Below are 17,113 nucleotides of genomic sequence, written 5' to 3' on the forward strand. Positions count from 1 at the left end.
GTATATGAATAATAATGCTATAAGTTCTAAAAGTATAAGTCTTAAACCAAAAATGAATTTAGATGTAAAAAAATGTATGCTTACAGTATTAGTCATGTCTTTAGTAATATTTTTATTAGCGCCCATAATCTATCTATTTATACAAGCATTTTTAGATAAGAATGGAGCTTTTGTTGGATTACAAAATTTTAAAGAATACTTGGCTTCTGAAACTCTGTTGAATTCCTTGAAAAATACAGTATTTGTGTCTATTATATCAACTGTAATATCATTAACACTTGCATTAGTATATGCATATGCATTAACGAGAACAAAGGTTAAATTCAAAGGTTTTTTTAAATCATTAGCAATGTTCCCTATGTTTGCTCCAACAATGATGCATGCAATAGGTCTAGTATATTTATTTGGAAATCAAGGATTGGTAACTAATTTACTTGGAGTAAGTATTCCAATATATGGAGCAGTGGGAATAATATTAGCACAAATTATATATGTATTTCCTCAATCATTTCAAATACTTTATATATCATTAGATTCAACTGATTATAGATTATATGAAGCTAGTAACACTATGGGGATAAGTAAGTTAAGAGAGTTTATAAGTATAACAATCCCTAGTATAAAATATTCTTTAATAAGTTCTGCATTTGTATCATTTACATTGTGCTTTACAGATTTTGGAGCTCCAAAAGTAATTGGAGGAGAGTTTAATGTATTATCAATAGATGTATATAAGCAAATTATAGGTCAACAAAATATGCCAATGGGTGCAACTGTATCAATATTACTTTTAATACCTGCAATAATATCTTTTATAGTGACTAAAAAAATTGAAAAAAATCAAAATTCATATATAAATTCAAAGTCGATTCCATATAAAGTTAAATCTAATAAGTTAAGAGATGGAATTCTAGGAGGGATTGTAGGACTTATTGCATTTGGTATAATAGCTGTAATGTTAACTGTAATCTTATCATCACTAATCTCAGTTTGGCCATATGATTTAAGACTTACACTGGAACACTTTTCAATGAAAAACAGTATTGATGGAATTAAACCATTTATAAATTCAATAAAAATGTCACTATTGACAGCTATTCTAGGGACAAGCTTTGTTTTCTTATTTGCATATCTAAATGAAAAAACGGAAAAAGCTCCATATTTAAAATCATTTGGATATTTTCTAAGTACATTACCTATGGCATTGCCAGGGTTAGTGTTAGGTATAGCTTATGTACTATTTTTTAATAAACTAGAGTTTAATTTTATGGATACAATATACGTTAAGAATTTGTTTAATGGATTATATGGAACATTACTTATAATGGTTATATGTAATATAGTTCATTTCTTTTCAGTAGCATTTATAACTGCTACTACAGCTATTAAGAAAATAGATAAAGAGTTGGATATGGTAGCTAAGTCAATGGGAATAAACAGTGCATCAATTCTTAAGAATGTAACTATACCACTTTGTTTGCCAGCAGTTTTAGAGAACTTTATGTATTTTTTCCTAAACTCTATGGTTACAATATCAGCACTGGTTTTTATATATACTGCAAGTTCAAAGGTAGCTGCAATATCAATTGTACAATTGGATGATAAGGGAAGTACAGCACAGGCAGCAGCACTAGCTGTATTAATACTAATTACAAATATATTAGTGAAAGCAATACATGAATTTATAAAGAATCGTTTAGAAAAAAGAACAAACCTTAATTAAATAAATTATCCTACAAAAACACAAATTTAAAAAGTCTATTCTTATAATTTATTATTTACAGAATAGACTTTTTAATATTATTAGTTTTAATTTTCCTTTTGCTATTATATATTTAAGAGTCTGCACGATTATATTTATCAAATAAAGAAACATCTACTAAAACTTTCTCTAAAATTTTCGGTGTAACTGGAAGATTGGATTTAGAGTATTATCAAGTTTAGTATCAAACCAATATTTTAATAGTGTTTATATTTGAAGTTTTTTAGAAAAAAATTTAGTTTCAGTTTTAAATTTATATTTATTTTGATATTTGCTTAATTTATAATATATTATATTAATACATAGTTATTAGAAATAAGACACAATTAAATAATTATATAAAATTGGGAGGTTAGAATGGGAAGAGCCAAGTATTATGATATATATATAGATTTAAAAAATAGAATAGAAAATAAAGAATATTTATACCAAGATTTATTACCATCAGAATACACATTAATAGAAGAGTATAGTTGTTCTAGAAATACAATTAGAAGAGCTATACAGGAATTAGCAAACCAAGGATATGTTCAAAGTAAGCATGGAAAAGGAGTATTTATAATTTATAAGGCTAATAAACAATCAGAGTTTTTGTTAGGGGGGACAGAGTCATTTAAAGAGTCTGCTATTAGAAACAATAAAGAATATAAAACGAAAGTAGTTCATTTTGAGGAAATGATTATAGATGATAAAAAAAGTCAAATAACTAACTTTGAAGTTGGAACAGAAGTGTATTATATACAAAGAGTAAGAATTCTAGAAAATAAACCATCTATTATGGATCATAATTATTTTATGAAGGATATAGTAAAAGATATTAATGAAGAAATAGCATCTAATTCTATATATGAATATATGGAAAGTAAATTAAATGAAACTATAGTAACGACAAAAAGAACTATGACAGTTGAAAAAGCAACTAAACTAGATAAAAAATATTTAGAATTAGGAGATTATAATTGTGTTGCAGTTGTTAGCAATAATACTTATAATGCTCAAGGTATAATGTTTGAATATACGCAGTCTAGACATATACCTGATGGATTTATATTTTTTCATCAATCTCAAAGAATTAATAATATAAAATAGAGTACAAATTGTACTCTATTTTATATTATTAATTCTTTGAGAGTTATACTTATAAACTTTAGCAGCTAAGTATATGAAAGTACTAGCTGTCCAGGTGAAAGATTTATCTCTAAGACCTTCTCCTGTAATAGCATTGAAATTTTCAGCAAAGCCGTTTTTATCAACTAGTTCACAATATCTTTTGGCAATATCTATTGCAAGTTCATTTTCACCACACTCTTCTAAAGCTTCAACAAATAACAGTGTAGTAGGAGCCCAAATAGGACCTCTCCAATAAGCATCATCTTGATATTCATCACTATCTATAGCTTCTGTTGCGATTCCCCAGTTAGTTAAATATCTTTCGCTAGTAACTAAAGCTATCATTTTATCTCTAGTATATTTAGGAAGTCTATTTCCTAGCACTAAAGAAACAAGAGGAAGTAAGGCATTATTAGGAAGTATTTCACCAGTTACAGTTTCGCGAGCTACAGGTAAATCATCGACTATAAAATAATTTAAGAATAACTTTGTAAGTTCGTCTGCTTTATTAGACCAATACTCTTTTTCACTATTCTTATTTAGTTTTTCAGCTACTTTTGATAGCATGTCCATAGCATTTATTATAAAGGCTGTTAAATCAGGAGTATCAACAACCATGGCTCCTTTAAATATTGTACTGTTATCCTGACCAGAATCATTTCCATGGTGATATTCAAAAATACCATCCATATTTGAATCTTTAAACTTTACATAAAACAATACTTGTTTTTCTATGTAATTATAAATTTCCTCTAATGTTTCTTTAGTAAAGTTAATTTTTTTCATCATCTTACTAAAGAATAATCCTTGAATAGGTGGCTTTGTAAAATTCCATCTAATAGTAGAATCGCTTAAAGAACCAGGAATTTGACCATATTCATCTTGGTAGTCGTAGAGTACTGCCATTTGGTCAAAAGCTAATTTATCATTTACACCAGCTAAAGCTAATGCGTTAAAACAGTGGTCCCAGCTCCATGCACCTAAGAATGTTGAGTTTGAAGCAAGTATAGTATATCTCTTTAGATATCCTTGAGGCTTAACAAAAGAAGACCAGTTTATATAACTCGCTCTTAAAAGTGAGTTTTTATACTTTTCATCTACTTTAGGTTGAGCTAGATAATATTCATCAAATAATTTTTTTGTTTTATTTAATGAAGTTTCAAAGTTATATTCCTTGTAATCTGGAATCTTCATATGAGTAGGAATATCCTCTATAACACATATAAATTCATTATCACTATTACTGCTAACATCTATTATTGAAGTATTATTAGCTTTATTTGTAGAAGCACAGCCATCTATAAATATGTTTTGTGATAAGGTAACCTTACCATTAACAGAGAATACTAAAAACTTAGTTAAATTTTTGTAGCTATTTATAACACAATATTCTGCACCTTTTTTCCCCAGAAGATAATTATATTCAAAATTGTATATAGGAAGTGTATCTAATTTAAGCCCTACATTTTCTCCCTTACCATAGAATACGATTTTAGAATCTCCGTCAAAACATATAGATATACTACCACTGCTGAATTTAATTAATATACTAAAATAATTAGCCTCAAATTCATAATCTACAGGTATGTTATTTACTGTAGGTATAATCCTTAGTACATCCATATTTTTCTTTGCTTTTCCTCTTAATGATTTTAATGTAAATCCAAGTTCATCTGAATAGGAAATAGACATATAAGATCCAAAGTAACTAAATGGAATTTCTTTTATATTCATTTGTAGTATAGTCCTTTCATAATTTATTTTATATATTTATTTGACTTGTTTATACAAGTAATTATATATTTAACTTACCAAATAATAAAATAATTATCAAGAGTTAATTTATCAAAAAAATAAATAAGAAAATGTTTTCAAAAAACTATTGACTAAGTTAACGTAAAATATTACAATGAAGTTGTTCAAACAAGATGCTTGTTTAAACAACTTGTTGCTAATAATGAAAAAGAGAAAGGATAAGTGGATATGAGGAAGAATAATGCATTGAATTCAAAAGAAAGTATTTCTCAAATTATTGAGTATGTTGGGGGAAAAGAAAATATACAAAGTGCAACACACTGTGTAACAAGATTACGTTTAATACTAAAAGATACTAGCAAGGCAAATATTAATAAACTAGAAGGCATTGATATAGTAAAAGGGTGCTTCAATGCAGGTGGACAGTTTCAAATAGTAATAGGAGTTGGAGTAGATAAAGTATATAAAGATTTAATAGATCAAACAGGAGCAGAAGAGGTATCCAAAGAAGAAATAAAACAACAAGTCAATGAAAAGTCAAATAAATTACAAAAGTTTATAAGAGTTCTTGCTGATATATTCATTCCTATATTACCAGCAATAGTTGCATCAGGGTTACTTATGGGCGTTAACAACATGATAGCTAATCCAGGGATTTTTTATGAGCAGTCTGTTATAGAGGTAAATACAGGTATTGCTGGAATTTCAGGTATTATAAACTTAATAGCAAATACATCGTTTACATTTTTACCAGCATTAATAGGTTGGTCAGCTGCTAAGAAGTTTGGAGGAAATCCTTTATTAGGCGTAGTTTTAGGTCTTGTATTAGTTCATCCAGCTTTGATGTCTGCATATGATTTTGCGGCAAATCCATCAGCAGCACCAACATGGGATATATTTGGTATGAAGGTTGCTCAAGTTGGATACCAAGGTCAAGTAGTACCAGTTTTAATAGCTACATACATTTTGGCTAAACTTGAATTATTCTTAAAAAAGACTGTTCCAGATGCAGTTCAATTAGTATTAGTTTCACCGATAGCTTTATTAATTACAGGTATGTTAACTTTTGTAGTTATAGGTCCTATAACTATGACAGGCGCAAATATGATAACTAATGGAGTAGTGTATTTATTTGAAGTAGCACCAGTTTTAGCAGGAGCGTTATATTCATTTATTTCACCACCATTAGTAATAACAGGAATGCATCATTTATTCTTAGGAGTAAACCTACAAATGGCAGGAACTTTAGGATACGTAACATTGTGGCCAATATCAGAGACTGTTACATTATCTCAAGGAGCTGCTACGTTAGCAATGTTTTTCATATTAAAAAATAATAAGAACCTAAGAGGTGTATCTATTACGTCTACTATATCAGCATGGCTAGGAATAACAGAACCAGCTATATACGGTATAAACTTAAGATTTAGGTATCCATTTATAGCAGTTATGGTAGCAAGTGCAATAGGAGGAGCATTTATATCATATCACAATGTTAAAGCTACAGCTGTTGGAGTTGGAGGAGTATTCTCATTCCTTTCAGTAATGCCTGAATATTGGGGTGTATATTTCACAGGAATGGCAATAACATTTGTAATAACAATAGGATTAACGTACTTATTTTATAAGAGTGGTAAATTTAATGCAAATGACAACATATAAATAAATACAATTCCCTTGGTTTTATATCAAGGGATGTTAATATGCATTGGCTAGATAGGAGATAATATGTTAGATTTTAAAAAGAGTGTAGTGTATCAAATATATTTAAAATCATTTAATAACACAACAAATAATGGTTTAGGAGATTTAAATGGAATAACAGAAAAATTAGATTACTTGGAATTTTTAGGTGTTGATTATGTATGGATTACTCCATTTTTTGTATCACCACAAAATGATAATGGGTATGATGTAGCTGACTATTATAATATAGACCCTATATATGGAACTATGGATGATTTGGAAAATTTAATAAAAGAAGCTAAGAAAAGAAATATAGGTATCATGTTTGATATGGTATTTAATCACACATCTACAGAGCATGAGTGGTTCAAAAAAGCACTTAAAGGAGATGAATACTATAAAGATTTTTATATATTTAAAAATCCTAAAGAAGATAAAAGTGCTCCAACAAATTGGAAATCAAAATTTGGAGGCAATGCTTGGGAGTTTGTAGAGAAATTTAATCAATATTATTTACATTTATTTGATAAAACTCAAGCAGACTTAAACTGGGAAAATCCTAATGTAAGAAAAGAATTAAAAAATATATTAAAGTTTTGGATAGATAAAGGAATAAAAGGATTCAGATTTGATGTAGTAAATTTAATATCTAAACCAGAGAAATATGAAGATGATTTACAAGGTGATGGTAGACGTTTTTATACAGATGGTAGAAAAGTACATCAACACTTAAAAGAAATGTGTGAAGAAAGTGGAGTATTAGAACATGATATGTTGACTGTAGGTGAGATGTCTTCTACGACTGTAGAAAACTGTATAAAATATTCAAATCCAGATGAGAAAGAATTGTCTATGTGTTTTAATTTTCACCATTTAAAAGTCGATTATAAAAATCAAAATAAATGGATGTTGCAAGATTGTGATTTTGTTAAATTAAAAAAACTACTTAATGAGTGGCAGATAGGAATGGAAAAAGGTAATGGATGGAATGCTGTATTTTGGTGTAACCATGACCAACCACGTATAATATCTAGATTTGGAGATGATAAAAAGTATTATAAAGAGTCCGCTAAAATGTTAGCCACTATGATTCATTTCTTAAGAGGAACACCATATGTATATCAAGGTGAAGAAATAGGTATGACTAATGCATACTTTACTGATATAAAACAATATGTAGATGTTGAGAGTTTAAATTATTTTGAGATATTAAAATCTCAAGGAATGAAAGATGGAGAGATATACAAGATATTACAGGAAAGGTCTCGTGATAATTCAAGAACACCTATGCAATGGAATGGTAGTAAGAATGCAGGTTTTAGTGAATCAAAACCATGGATAGAAGTTATAAATAATTATAGAAATATAAATGTAGAAAATAGTTTAAAAGATAAAGATTCTATTCTTTATTATTATAAGAAGTTAATAGAATTAAGGAAAAAGTATGATGTAGTAGCATATGGGGATTTTAAGCCATTATTAGAAGATAATGATTCTATATTTGCATATAAGAGATGTTACGAAAGGGAATCTTTAGTGGTGTTAAATAACTTTTATGATAAAGAAATTGATGTTATTTTAGATAATGAAGAGCTTGAAAAATACGAGTGTATAATATCTAATTATGAAGACAGAAAAGTTACTTCAACAATTACTTTAAGACCATATGAATGTATAGTTTTATTTAAAAATGAAAAATAATCTAAAATCAGAAAATATTTATGTGTACTCTTTAAATAAATTTTAGTTTTGAAGTGATAATTTAATATTTATTAGTAAGGCTGTGATTGAAAGAATCATAGCCTTATTTTAATATTTTTTCCATACATACAAATTATTACCTGTATTAAGAAAATTTATTATATTGAGAAAATTATTTGATTTTAAAAAATATTTATCTTTATTAATCTAGAATTAAATTTCTTTTCTCAAAATAAATATTTAAATGAATTAAAATTTGATTTTAACTTCTAATCCTTTGACTCCTTTTTCAGGAATATCCATAGTTGCTAAATATAATGACCTATGTAGAAAATCATATGAAGGAAAAATAGACTTATATTTATAATAGATTTCATCAATAAATTTTATGGCTATATCTCTAAATTAGACTTGGAAAACTATAATAAGATGACTGAATAAAATTTAATTTATCTTAAATGTATAGACATTTTCATTATTTGTATATAAAATTATCTTATTATGTAAAAGATTTAATTAATGAGGAGTGAATTAAATGAAAGAGCCAATTTATAAAGTTATAGAAAATCATGTTAGAGATTTGATAAATTCAGATAGTTTGAAAGAAGGAGATTTAATACCTTCTGAAAAACAGTTGAGTGAAGAGTTTAATGTAACGAGAATGACTGTAAGGTCTGCACTTAATAATCTAGTTAAAGAGGGATATATAACTAGACAAAGAGGAGTAGGGAGTATAGTTCTTGCAAATAATATATACGATAATATATCATCTGTAAGTGGGTTTACTAAAGAGATGGAAAGCAAAGGATATAAAGTATCTAATATATTGGTATCTCTTGAAATAGTTCAAGCAGATGAAGAATTATCAAGTAAATTAAATATAAGTTTAGAAGAAAACGTATGGGAAATCAAAAGAGTAAGATTAGCAAATGATGCAAGAGTTTCATATATGATTACTTATATGCCAGTTAAGTTATTTCCAAATTTAAATAAGACACATTGTGAAAATTCTCTTTATAATTTTGTTGAAGAAGTGTGTGGATACAAGATAGCTGTGTCAGAGAGAGAGGTCCAAGCTGTAATATCAAATGAAGAATGTATGGATAATCTAAAATTAGAAGAGCCAGAGCCTCTTTTGTATATAAATCAAATATGTAAGTTACAAAATAGTGAGATTTTTGAATACTCACACACATATCATCATGGATATACCTTAACTTTGAGTGCTGTTGTCGAATAAAATTTAAATAAAATGAAAAAGTTTTCTTGAAATGTATATACATTTGATATATAATAATATCAAGATTAAATGTATATACATTTAAAAATAAGATATATACATTGAGATAATAATTAATAGAAAAGCATACTTTAAATGTATAGTTTAAAGAAATTATGACTTAAAAAATATTTAATAAATCTAATTTGGAGGGGAAAAAATGATAAAAATAATGTTAGCTTGTTCAGCAGGAATGTCAACTAGTTTATTGGTCACAAAAATGGAGGAGGCAGCAAAGGAAAACGATATAGAAGCAAAAATATGGGCTATATCAGAAGTGAATTTAAAAAATGAAATAGAAAATTGTGATGTCTTACTTTTAGGACCTCAAGTTAGATATGTATTGGGAAAAGCAACTGAAATGGCAAAACCACATAATATTCCAGTTGAAGTTATAAATATGATGGATTATGGAAGATGTAATGGAAAAGCTGTGTTAGATAGAGCAGTAGAATTAAATAGTTCAAAATAAAGTTGTACTGGAGGATGTAAAATGGAAAAATTCATGTCATTTATGGATAAATATATAGTGCCTGTAGCTGCTAAGATAGGAGCTCAAAGGCACTTAGTAGCAGTAAGAGATGCATTTATAGCAATGATACCTATAACTATGGTAGGTGCATTAGGAACATTGATAAATAACTTACCATTAGAAGCATACAAAAATTTGATGGCAAGTATATTTGGAGAAAACTGGACTACATTTGGAAGCGACCTTTGGTGGGGAGCAATAGGTACAATGGCAGTATTCTTAGTAATAGGTGTTGCCTATTTTCTAGCAAAATCTTATGAAAGTGATGGGTTACAAGCTGGTCTTATAGCATTATCTATCTTTTTTATAATGGCTCCACAAATCGGTAAAATAGTTCCTGAGGGTGGAACTACAGCAGTTGAAGGATGGGGAATGATACAACAAACTTACTTAGGTACAGCAGCCTTATTTTCTTCTATATTAATAGGATTATTATCAACTGAGATATTTGTAAGGTTATCTAAAGTAAAGAAATTAACTATAAAAATGCCAGATGGAGTTCCACCAGCAGTTTCAAGGTCATTTGCAAAGTTAATACCAGGAATGTTAACTATAATGATATTTACTGTAATAGGAATATTTATAAAGATGCTTTCAAATGGAAGTTTCTTAACAGATATTTTAAATACTTATTTAGGAGCACCACTATCAAATGTAGCTGATAGTCTAGGTTCTACAATGCTTATTGCATTTATAATTCATATACTTTGGACTGTTGGTCTTCATGGTGCAAATATAGCACTTCCTTTTACAGAAACTATACTTATGAAGTTAGGTGGAGAAAATGCTGCCTTGGCTCAAGCAGGAGCAACAGAAGGATACCATGTACTTGCAGGCTCATTCTTTGATGCATTTGTATATTTAGGTGGTTCTGGAATGGTATTAGGATTGGTTATAGCTTTAATAATAGCAGGAAGAAGACGTAAAGAAATGATAGTATTAGGTGGACCACCAGCAATATTCAACATAGGGGAACCATTGATATTTGGACTTCCAATAGTTTTAAATCCTATATTTATGATTCCATTTGTACTTGCACCAGTAATATGTAGTGCTATATCATACTTAGCAATAGATTTTGGGTTAGTAGCACCAGTAATTTTACCTAAAATACCTTGGGTAACGCCTCCTATATTAGGTGGAGCAATGGCTACAGGTGATTGGACTGGTGGAGCTTTAGCACTATTTAATTTAATATTATCAATATTAATATATATTCCATTTGTCATAGCATCTGAAAAAATGGAAGCTAAGAAGTTGAAAATTAACAACTAGGTAGTTTTATCTGGTTGATAAATATATGGGGTTTCGAAATATATACTAAATTATAGGTAAGGATGGTATAATGAGATGAAAAATGGACTAAAAATAGTTACAATAGGAGGAGGTTCAAGTTATACTCCTGAACTTGTAGAAGGTTTTATAAAAAGATATGAAGAGTTACCTGTAAAGGAATTGTGGCTTGTAGATATAGAGGATGGAAAAGAAAAACTAGAGATAGTTGGAAATCTAGCTAAAAGAATGGTAAAAAAAGCTGGAATAGACATGAAAATAAATCTTACTTTGGATAGAAGAGAAGCTCTAAAAGATGCAGATTTTGTGACAACACAACTTAGAGTAGGTCTTTTAGATGCGAGAATTAAAGATGAAACTATTCCTTTATCTTATGGAGTTATGGGTCAGGAAACTAATGGTGCTGGAGGCTTATTTAAAGCTCTTCGCACAATACCAGTTATATTTGATATAATAAAAGATGTGAAAGAATTATGTCCAAATGCATGGATGGTGAATTTTACAAATCCAACAGGGATAATAACAGAAGCTGTATTCAAATATACTAATTTTAAAAGATATATAGGTCTATGCAATGTACCAATTCATTTGAAAAATGATATTGCTAAACTATTTAACGTAGAAAGTGACAGAATAAGTATGGATTTTGCAGGTCTTAATCACATGGTTTATGGTCTAAATGTATCTTTGGATGGAGAAGATGTTACAAAAGAAGCAATAGACAAATTTGTCAAAGCAGATATAAGTATGCAAAATATAAAGGCAATTGATTTTAATGCAGAATTTATAAAATCTTTAGGTGCAATACCTTGTCCATATCATAGATATTACTATAAAACTAAGGAAATGCTTGAAGATGAGTTGAGAGAGTTTAAAGAGGGAAAAGCTAGAGGTCAAGTGGTTAAAGAATTAGAAGAACAATTATTTGAATTATATAAGGATGAAAAACTAGATATAAAACCACCTCAACTTGAAAAAAGAGGAGGAGCTTACTATAGTGATGCTGCTTGTAATTTAATAAGCTCTATATATAATGATAAAAAAGACATCCAAGTAGTTAATACATTAAATAATGGTTCTATAAGAGATTTTAAAGATGAACAAGCTGTAGAAGTGAGTAGTGTAATAACAAAAAATGGTCCAAAACCATTAAGCATAGGATATTTACCAGATTCTGTACATGGATTAGTAAGTCAAATTAAATCATTTGAAGTATTGGCAGCTAAAGCAGCTGTATATGGTGATTATGAATCTGCTCTTTTGGCACTTTGTATAAATCCGCTGATTCCATCCGATGATTTAGCAAAAACTATATTAGATGAAATGTTGGAAGCTCATAAAAATTATCTTCCTAGATTTAATAGATAGTTGTCTATAGAAAGTAGGTTGTGGTATGACTAAGATTATAATAAATGCAGATGACTTTGGATATTGCGAAGCTGTGAATTATGGGATAATGTCAGCTCATAATAATGGAATAGTTAGGTCTACTTCTATGATGGCAAACATGCCCGGGGTAGAACATGGAGTTAAGTTACTTAAAGAAAATAAAACTTTAAATTGTGGAGTTCATATGACTTTAAGTTGTGGTAGACCATTATTATCTAACTTAAAAACTATTGTTGACAAAGATGGCTTTTTTATTAGAAGGATTACAGACGAAGTTATTAAAAAAATGGATTGTGATGAGATTTATAGAGAACTTTGTGCTCAAATAGATAGAGTAGAAGGGCTTGGAATAGATATATCTCATTTAGACAGTCACCATCATATTCATACTTTAGTAAGTTTAAAGCCAGTAATAGAGAAGATTGTGAATAAGTATAATCTTCCAATAAGAGGCGGATTTGAATATAATTTAGAGTATTCTAAAATAGTTCCTTTAATAGATAGTTTTTATAAGGAAAATGTAAGTGAAGAATATTTTATAAAAAATATAGACGAAATAATGAAGTATGATGTAGTGGATATTATGTCTCACCCAGCTTTTTTAGATGATTATATTTTGAATTCTACATCCTATGCTATTGATAGAACGAAGGAGCACAAGATACTTACATCTAAAGAAGTCAAAGAATTTTTAGAAAAGAATGGATTAGTCATATCAAGCTATAGAGATATTTAGGAGGTAGAATAAATGGATGAAAAAATGATAGAAATATCTTTTGGAATAATTGGATTTGCAGGTGATGCAAAAGGGCTAGCATTTGAAGCTATAAAAGAAGCAAAGAGCGGGAGTATAGATAAAGCTAGAGAATGCATTGAAAAATCAAAAGAATCAATTCACAAAGCTCATAAGTTCCAAACAGAATTGATACAAAATGAAGCCAGTGGTAATAAAACTGAGATAAGTGTTATACTAATTCATGCACAAGACCATTTAATGACAGCTATGAATTTTCAACAGCTAGCAGAAGAATTTATAGATGTATATGAAAGATTGGAAAATAAGTAGTTTAAAATTGCTATCAAAAAGAGTATCTAAAAATAATTTTTATAATTATTATAGATACTCTTTTTTATTGAAATAGTATTTAGTAATCTATTATCATTTTATTGATGTTTTAAAATTTAGGTTTCTCATAATTGTAAGGTATACTAGTATCAACAACTACATCTTCAATTTTTTCAACAATAAGCTAATCATCCATATTCGTTTAATTGAAAATTCATTCTATATATATGAAAGTTTAAGTATCAATCTATTGTTTAATACAAGAAAACCTTATCTGTAGTATATATAATTAAGATTAATTAGGAATTTTTATCCTTTTACAAAATAATATTGACTAAAAATAGAAAAATGCTATAATAAATATGTGCTTATGATAATCAATATCATGTAAGTATAATAAACAAGTAGGAGAAATAATCATGAAAAAAATAAAATCACTTGCAATATTTATATCTATTATAACTACGCTAGTACTTGTTACAGCATGTTCAGATAAGAATACAGGGAATAAAGATAAATCAGAAACAAGAGTTGTACAATCTGTTAAAGGAGAGATTGAGATACCATCAAATCCTAAAAAAATAGTTGATATATCAGGAAGTAGTGAAGAACTATTATTATCGGGTCATAAACCTGTTGCAACAGCAAATGTAGACTCATATGAAACTGATAAATTACCAAGTTACATAAGAGAAGAACTTAAAGATGTAAAAATAGTTGGACACTCAATGATGGATACTATGGATATGGAAGCTATATTAGAAGTAAATCCTGATTTAATAATAATGAGTCAAAGACAAGAGAAAATATATGACCAATTAAAAGAAATAGCACCTGTAGTCATGATGAAAGATTATGCAAATGACTGGAGAAGTAAGTTGATTGATATTTCAAAATTATTTGACAAAGAAGAAGAAGCTAAAAAATGGCTACAGAAGTATGATGAAAAAGCTACAAAATTAGGTAAAGAAGTTATAGAAAAGAAAGGAGAAAAAACTTATTTACCAGTGTTGGCAAGTTCAGGTCAATTTATGGTATTTAGTGATGGTGGAATAGGTACTCTAATTAATGATGATATGAAATTAGCTAGACCTAAGAATATGCCAAAACAGGATGGAATAACACTACCAATGGTAAGTATGGAAGGTTTAACAGATATAGATGCAGACCATATAGTTGTAATTGCTAGAGAATCAGATAAGAAAGATTTAGAAAATAGTGCTATCTGGGCTCAAATAAGAGCAGTAAAAGATGGCAATGTAACAATACTTGATGCGGCTCCATTTTTCAGTCAATCATATAATCCAATTGGAAAAGAGTTATTATTAGAATCAGTTAAAAATGAATTAACAAAGTAATTCTTAACTTAGTAGGTGTGAGATAATGATATTCATTTTTCACACCTATTTTTAATAAAGCTTAAAATTAAAAATACTTAATAGATGATATTATACTGACGATTAAAAGGGAAAAGGAGGTAGGATAATTGACTAAGTTAAGTAAAAAAAATATAACTTATTTGTTGATATTAGTAAGTATGGTTGTACTTGTGTTTGGAATTGTATTATCCATAACTATTGGGGCAAAAGATATGAATCTATCAACCGTTATAGATAGTTTGATAAAAATGGAAGATGGAATAAATATGAGAATAGTAAAGGATGTTAGACTTCCAAGGGCAATAGCAGCTGCACTTGTTGGAGGGTTTTTAGCAATTTCCGGGGCAATAATGCAAGGCATAACAAGAAATCCTATAGCTGAACCATCTGTTATAGGTATTACACAAGGAGCTACATTTGCAATTTCGATATCACTAGTACTTCAAAAAAAACTTCCTCAACTTATACATGGAAGTTTTAGTGTAATGATGTTTGCATTTATTGGGGCAAGTATAAGTGGATTATTTATATATTTTATAAGTTCCAAATCAAGGGGCAGAGCTAATAATGTAAAATTAGCTCTTGCAGGAGTAGCACTTGGAACACTGTTAATTTCTTTAGCATCAGCGATATCTATGTATTTTAATCTATCTCAACAATTGAGCTTCTGGATATCAGGAGGTCTTGTAGGAGTAAATTGGGGAGGTGTAAAGCTATTATTTATAGCTGGAGGTATTGGATTCATATTAGCCATGGTTATGGCTCCAAGAATAACTATATTAAGTCTTGGAGAAGAAGTGGCAATAGGATTAGGACAAAAAACTAACACTGTTAGATTTATATGTATAGTACTTGTAATATTAATGACTGGAGCATCTGTGTCAGTGTCTGGTAATATTATTTTTATAGGTCTTATAGTTCCTCAAATAGCTAAAGGAATAGTAGGTTCAGATTATAAGTATATAATACCGAGTTCTTTAGTATTAGGAGCTGTATTGCTTGTATATACAGATATATTAAGTAGGATGATAAATCCTCCATATGAAACACCAGTAGGTTCTATAACAGCACTTATAGGAGTGCCAATATTTATATATCTTGTTAGAAAGGGGGAGAAATAGGTGCTATGAAAAATATTATAAAAATAAATTCTAAAACGTTACTTGTTATATCAATTTTAATGGTGCTTATTTTTATCACTTTTTTATTGAGTTTAAATATGGGTTCATTTTCTATAGAACCAATGGATGTTATAAAGACTTTTTTAGGGCAAGGTCAGCGTAATCATGAAATTGCAATATTTAAATTAAGATTACCAAGAATAGTAATAGCACTTTTGGTTGGTTCTGCATTATCAACAGCAGGTGTAATACTTCAAGGAGTTACAAAGAATGATTTAGCTGATTCTGGAATTTTGGGAATAAATTCAGGTGCTGCATTATTTGTAGTAGTTTATATATACCTTATGAATGGTAATGTATATGAAGGTATGAGTAACTTGACTGTATTTACAATGCCTATTGTTGCACTTGTAGGAGCTTTATTTGGAGCATTTCTTATATATTCTCTTGCATGGAAAGGTGGTATAAACTCGTCAAGATTACTACTTATTGGTATAGGTGTAAACATAGCCTTTACTTCTATTTTGACGATATTTCAATTGAAATTTACAACACAAGAATTTAATAGAGTTATGGCATGGACATCAGGAAGTATTTGGGGAACTAGCTGGAAATACGTAATAGCTGTACTTCCATTTATAGTGATTTTTATGGTGATAACTATTTATAAATCTAAATATATAGATGTTTTAAATTTGGGTGATGAAGTATCTACAAGTCTTGGTGTAGATGTAGAAAAACAAAGGAGAAGGCTTATAATATATGCAGTAATTTTATCTGGTGTATCGACAGCAGTAGCAGGTAGTATTTCATTTATAGGTTTAATAGCTCCCCATATAGGTAGAAAGATAATAGGACCAAAACATAAAAGATTAATACCAGTATCAGCACTGATAGGGACATTATTACTTTTAGTAGCAGATACTATATCTAGAAATATTCTGGCACCTATAGAAATACCAGTAGGTATAGTGGTTTCTATAATAGGAGTGCCATACTTTATCTATTTAATGTTGGCAAATGATTAGGAAAGGGTGTTA

14 protein-coding genes are annotated in these 17,113 nt (G+C 28.8%); 13 read left to right on the forward strand and 1 reads right to left on the reverse strand.

The genetic code is table 11. From position 1 onward, the window contains the following. Positions 1 to 4 precede the first annotated feature (4 nt). Positions 5 to 1,723 (forward strand): putative 2-aminoethylphosphonate ABC transporter permease subunit, encoded by a 1,719-nt coding sequence (locus IR152_RS10160; RefSeq protein ID WP_227451736.1) that lies wholly within the window; start codon positions 5 to 7, stop codon positions 1,721 to 1,723. A gap of 396 nt (positions 1,724 to 2,119) precedes the next feature. Continuing rightward, positions 2,120 to 2,851 carry a UTRA domain-containing protein gene (locus IR152_RS10165; RefSeq protein WP_227451737.1) on the forward strand — a complete coding sequence of 244 codons (732 nt, stop codon included), beginning with the start codon at positions 2,120 to 2,122 and terminating at the stop codon, positions 2,849 to 2,851. Between the two features lie 15 nt (positions 2,852 to 2,866). Here IR152_RS10165 and IR152_RS10170 read toward each other — a convergent pair whose 3' ends face one another. Then, positions 2,867 to 4,606, reverse strand: a complete 1,740-nt coding sequence (locus tag IR152_RS10170) for an amylo-alpha-1,6-glucosidase (RefSeq protein ID WP_227451738.1) — start codon at positions 4,604 to 4,606, stop codon at positions 2,867 to 2,869. A 249-nt stretch (positions 4,607 to 4,855) separates the two neighbouring features. Here IR152_RS10170 and treB point away from each other — a divergent pair, with 249 nt between their 5' ends. The 11 genes from treB to IR152_RS10225 all read left to right on the forward strand — a co-directional run bounded on the left by treB (position 4,856) and on the right by IR152_RS10225 (position 17,101). Further along, complete coding sequence (gene treB, locus IR152_RS10175) at positions 4,856 to 6,289, forward strand: PTS trehalose transporter subunit IIBC (RefSeq protein ID WP_227451739.1); 1,434 nt, start codon at positions 4,856 to 4,858, stop codon at positions 6,287 to 6,289. Between the two features lie 66 nt (positions 6,290 to 6,355). Next, a complete protein-coding gene (gene treC / locus IR152_RS10180; RefSeq protein WP_227451740.1) occupies positions 6,356 to 8,014 on the forward strand; it encodes an alpha,alpha-phosphotrehalase in 1,659 nt (552 codons plus the stop codon). Between the two features lie 535 nt (positions 8,015 to 8,549). After that, positions 8,550 to 9,254 carry a GntR family transcriptional regulator gene (locus IR152_RS10185; RefSeq protein ID WP_227451741.1) on the forward strand — a complete coding sequence of 235 codons (705 nt, stop codon included), beginning with the start codon at positions 8,550 to 8,552 and terminating at the stop codon, positions 9,252 to 9,254. A gap of 199 nt (positions 9,255 to 9,453) precedes the next feature. Then, a complete protein-coding gene (locus IR152_RS10190) occupies positions 9,454 to 9,765 on the forward strand; it encodes a PTS sugar transporter subunit IIB (RefSeq protein WP_227451742.1) in 312 nt (103 codons plus the stop codon). Positions 9,766 to 9,786: 21 nt separating this feature from the next. Continuing rightward, complete coding sequence (locus tag IR152_RS10195) at positions 9,787 to 11,100, forward strand: PTS sugar transporter subunit IIC (RefSeq protein ID WP_227451743.1); 1,314 nt, start codon at positions 9,787 to 9,789, stop codon at positions 11,098 to 11,100. 75 nt (positions 11,101 to 11,175) lie between these two features. Further along, positions 11,176 to 12,486, forward strand: coding sequence for a 6-phospho-beta-glucosidase (locus tag IR152_RS10200; RefSeq protein WP_227451744.1), 1,311 nt, complete (start codon positions 11,176 to 11,178; stop codon positions 12,484 to 12,486). Between the two features lie 25 nt (positions 12,487 to 12,511). Then, positions 12,512 to 13,243 carry a chitin disaccharide deacetylase gene (chbG, locus tag IR152_RS10205; RefSeq protein WP_227451745.1) on the forward strand — a complete coding sequence of 244 codons (732 nt, stop codon included), beginning with the start codon at positions 12,512 to 12,514 and terminating at the stop codon, positions 13,241 to 13,243. A gap of 12 nt (positions 13,244 to 13,255) precedes the next feature. Continuing rightward, a complete protein-coding gene (locus IR152_RS10210) occupies positions 13,256 to 13,573 on the forward strand; it encodes a PTS lactose/cellobiose transporter subunit IIA (protein WP_227451746.1) in 318 nt (105 codons plus the stop codon). Positions 13,574 to 13,992: 419 nt separating this feature from the next. Beyond that, entirely contained in the window at positions 13,993 to 14,931 is a 939-nt protein-coding gene (locus IR152_RS10215) for an iron-hydroxamate ABC transporter substrate-binding protein (protein WP_227451747.1), read from the forward strand. 128 nt (positions 14,932 to 15,059) lie between these two features. Beyond that, entirely contained in the window at positions 15,060 to 16,073 is a 1,014-nt protein-coding gene (locus tag IR152_RS10220) for a FecCD family ABC transporter permease (protein ID WP_227451748.1), read from the forward strand. Positions 16,074 to 16,078: 5 nt separating this feature from the next. After that, on the forward strand, positions 16,079 to 17,101 hold the full coding sequence (locus IR152_RS10225) for a FecCD family ABC transporter permease (protein WP_227451749.1): 1,023 nt from the start codon (positions 16,079 to 16,081) through the stop codon (positions 17,099 to 17,101). The last annotated feature ends 12 nt before the right edge of the window (positions 17,102 to 17,113 follow it).

The sequence above is a fragment of the Clostridioides sp. ES-S-0108-01 genome, from assembly GCF_020662285.1.
Classification (GTDB): Bacteria; Bacillota; Clostridia; order Peptostreptococcales; family Peptostreptococcaceae; genus Clostridioides.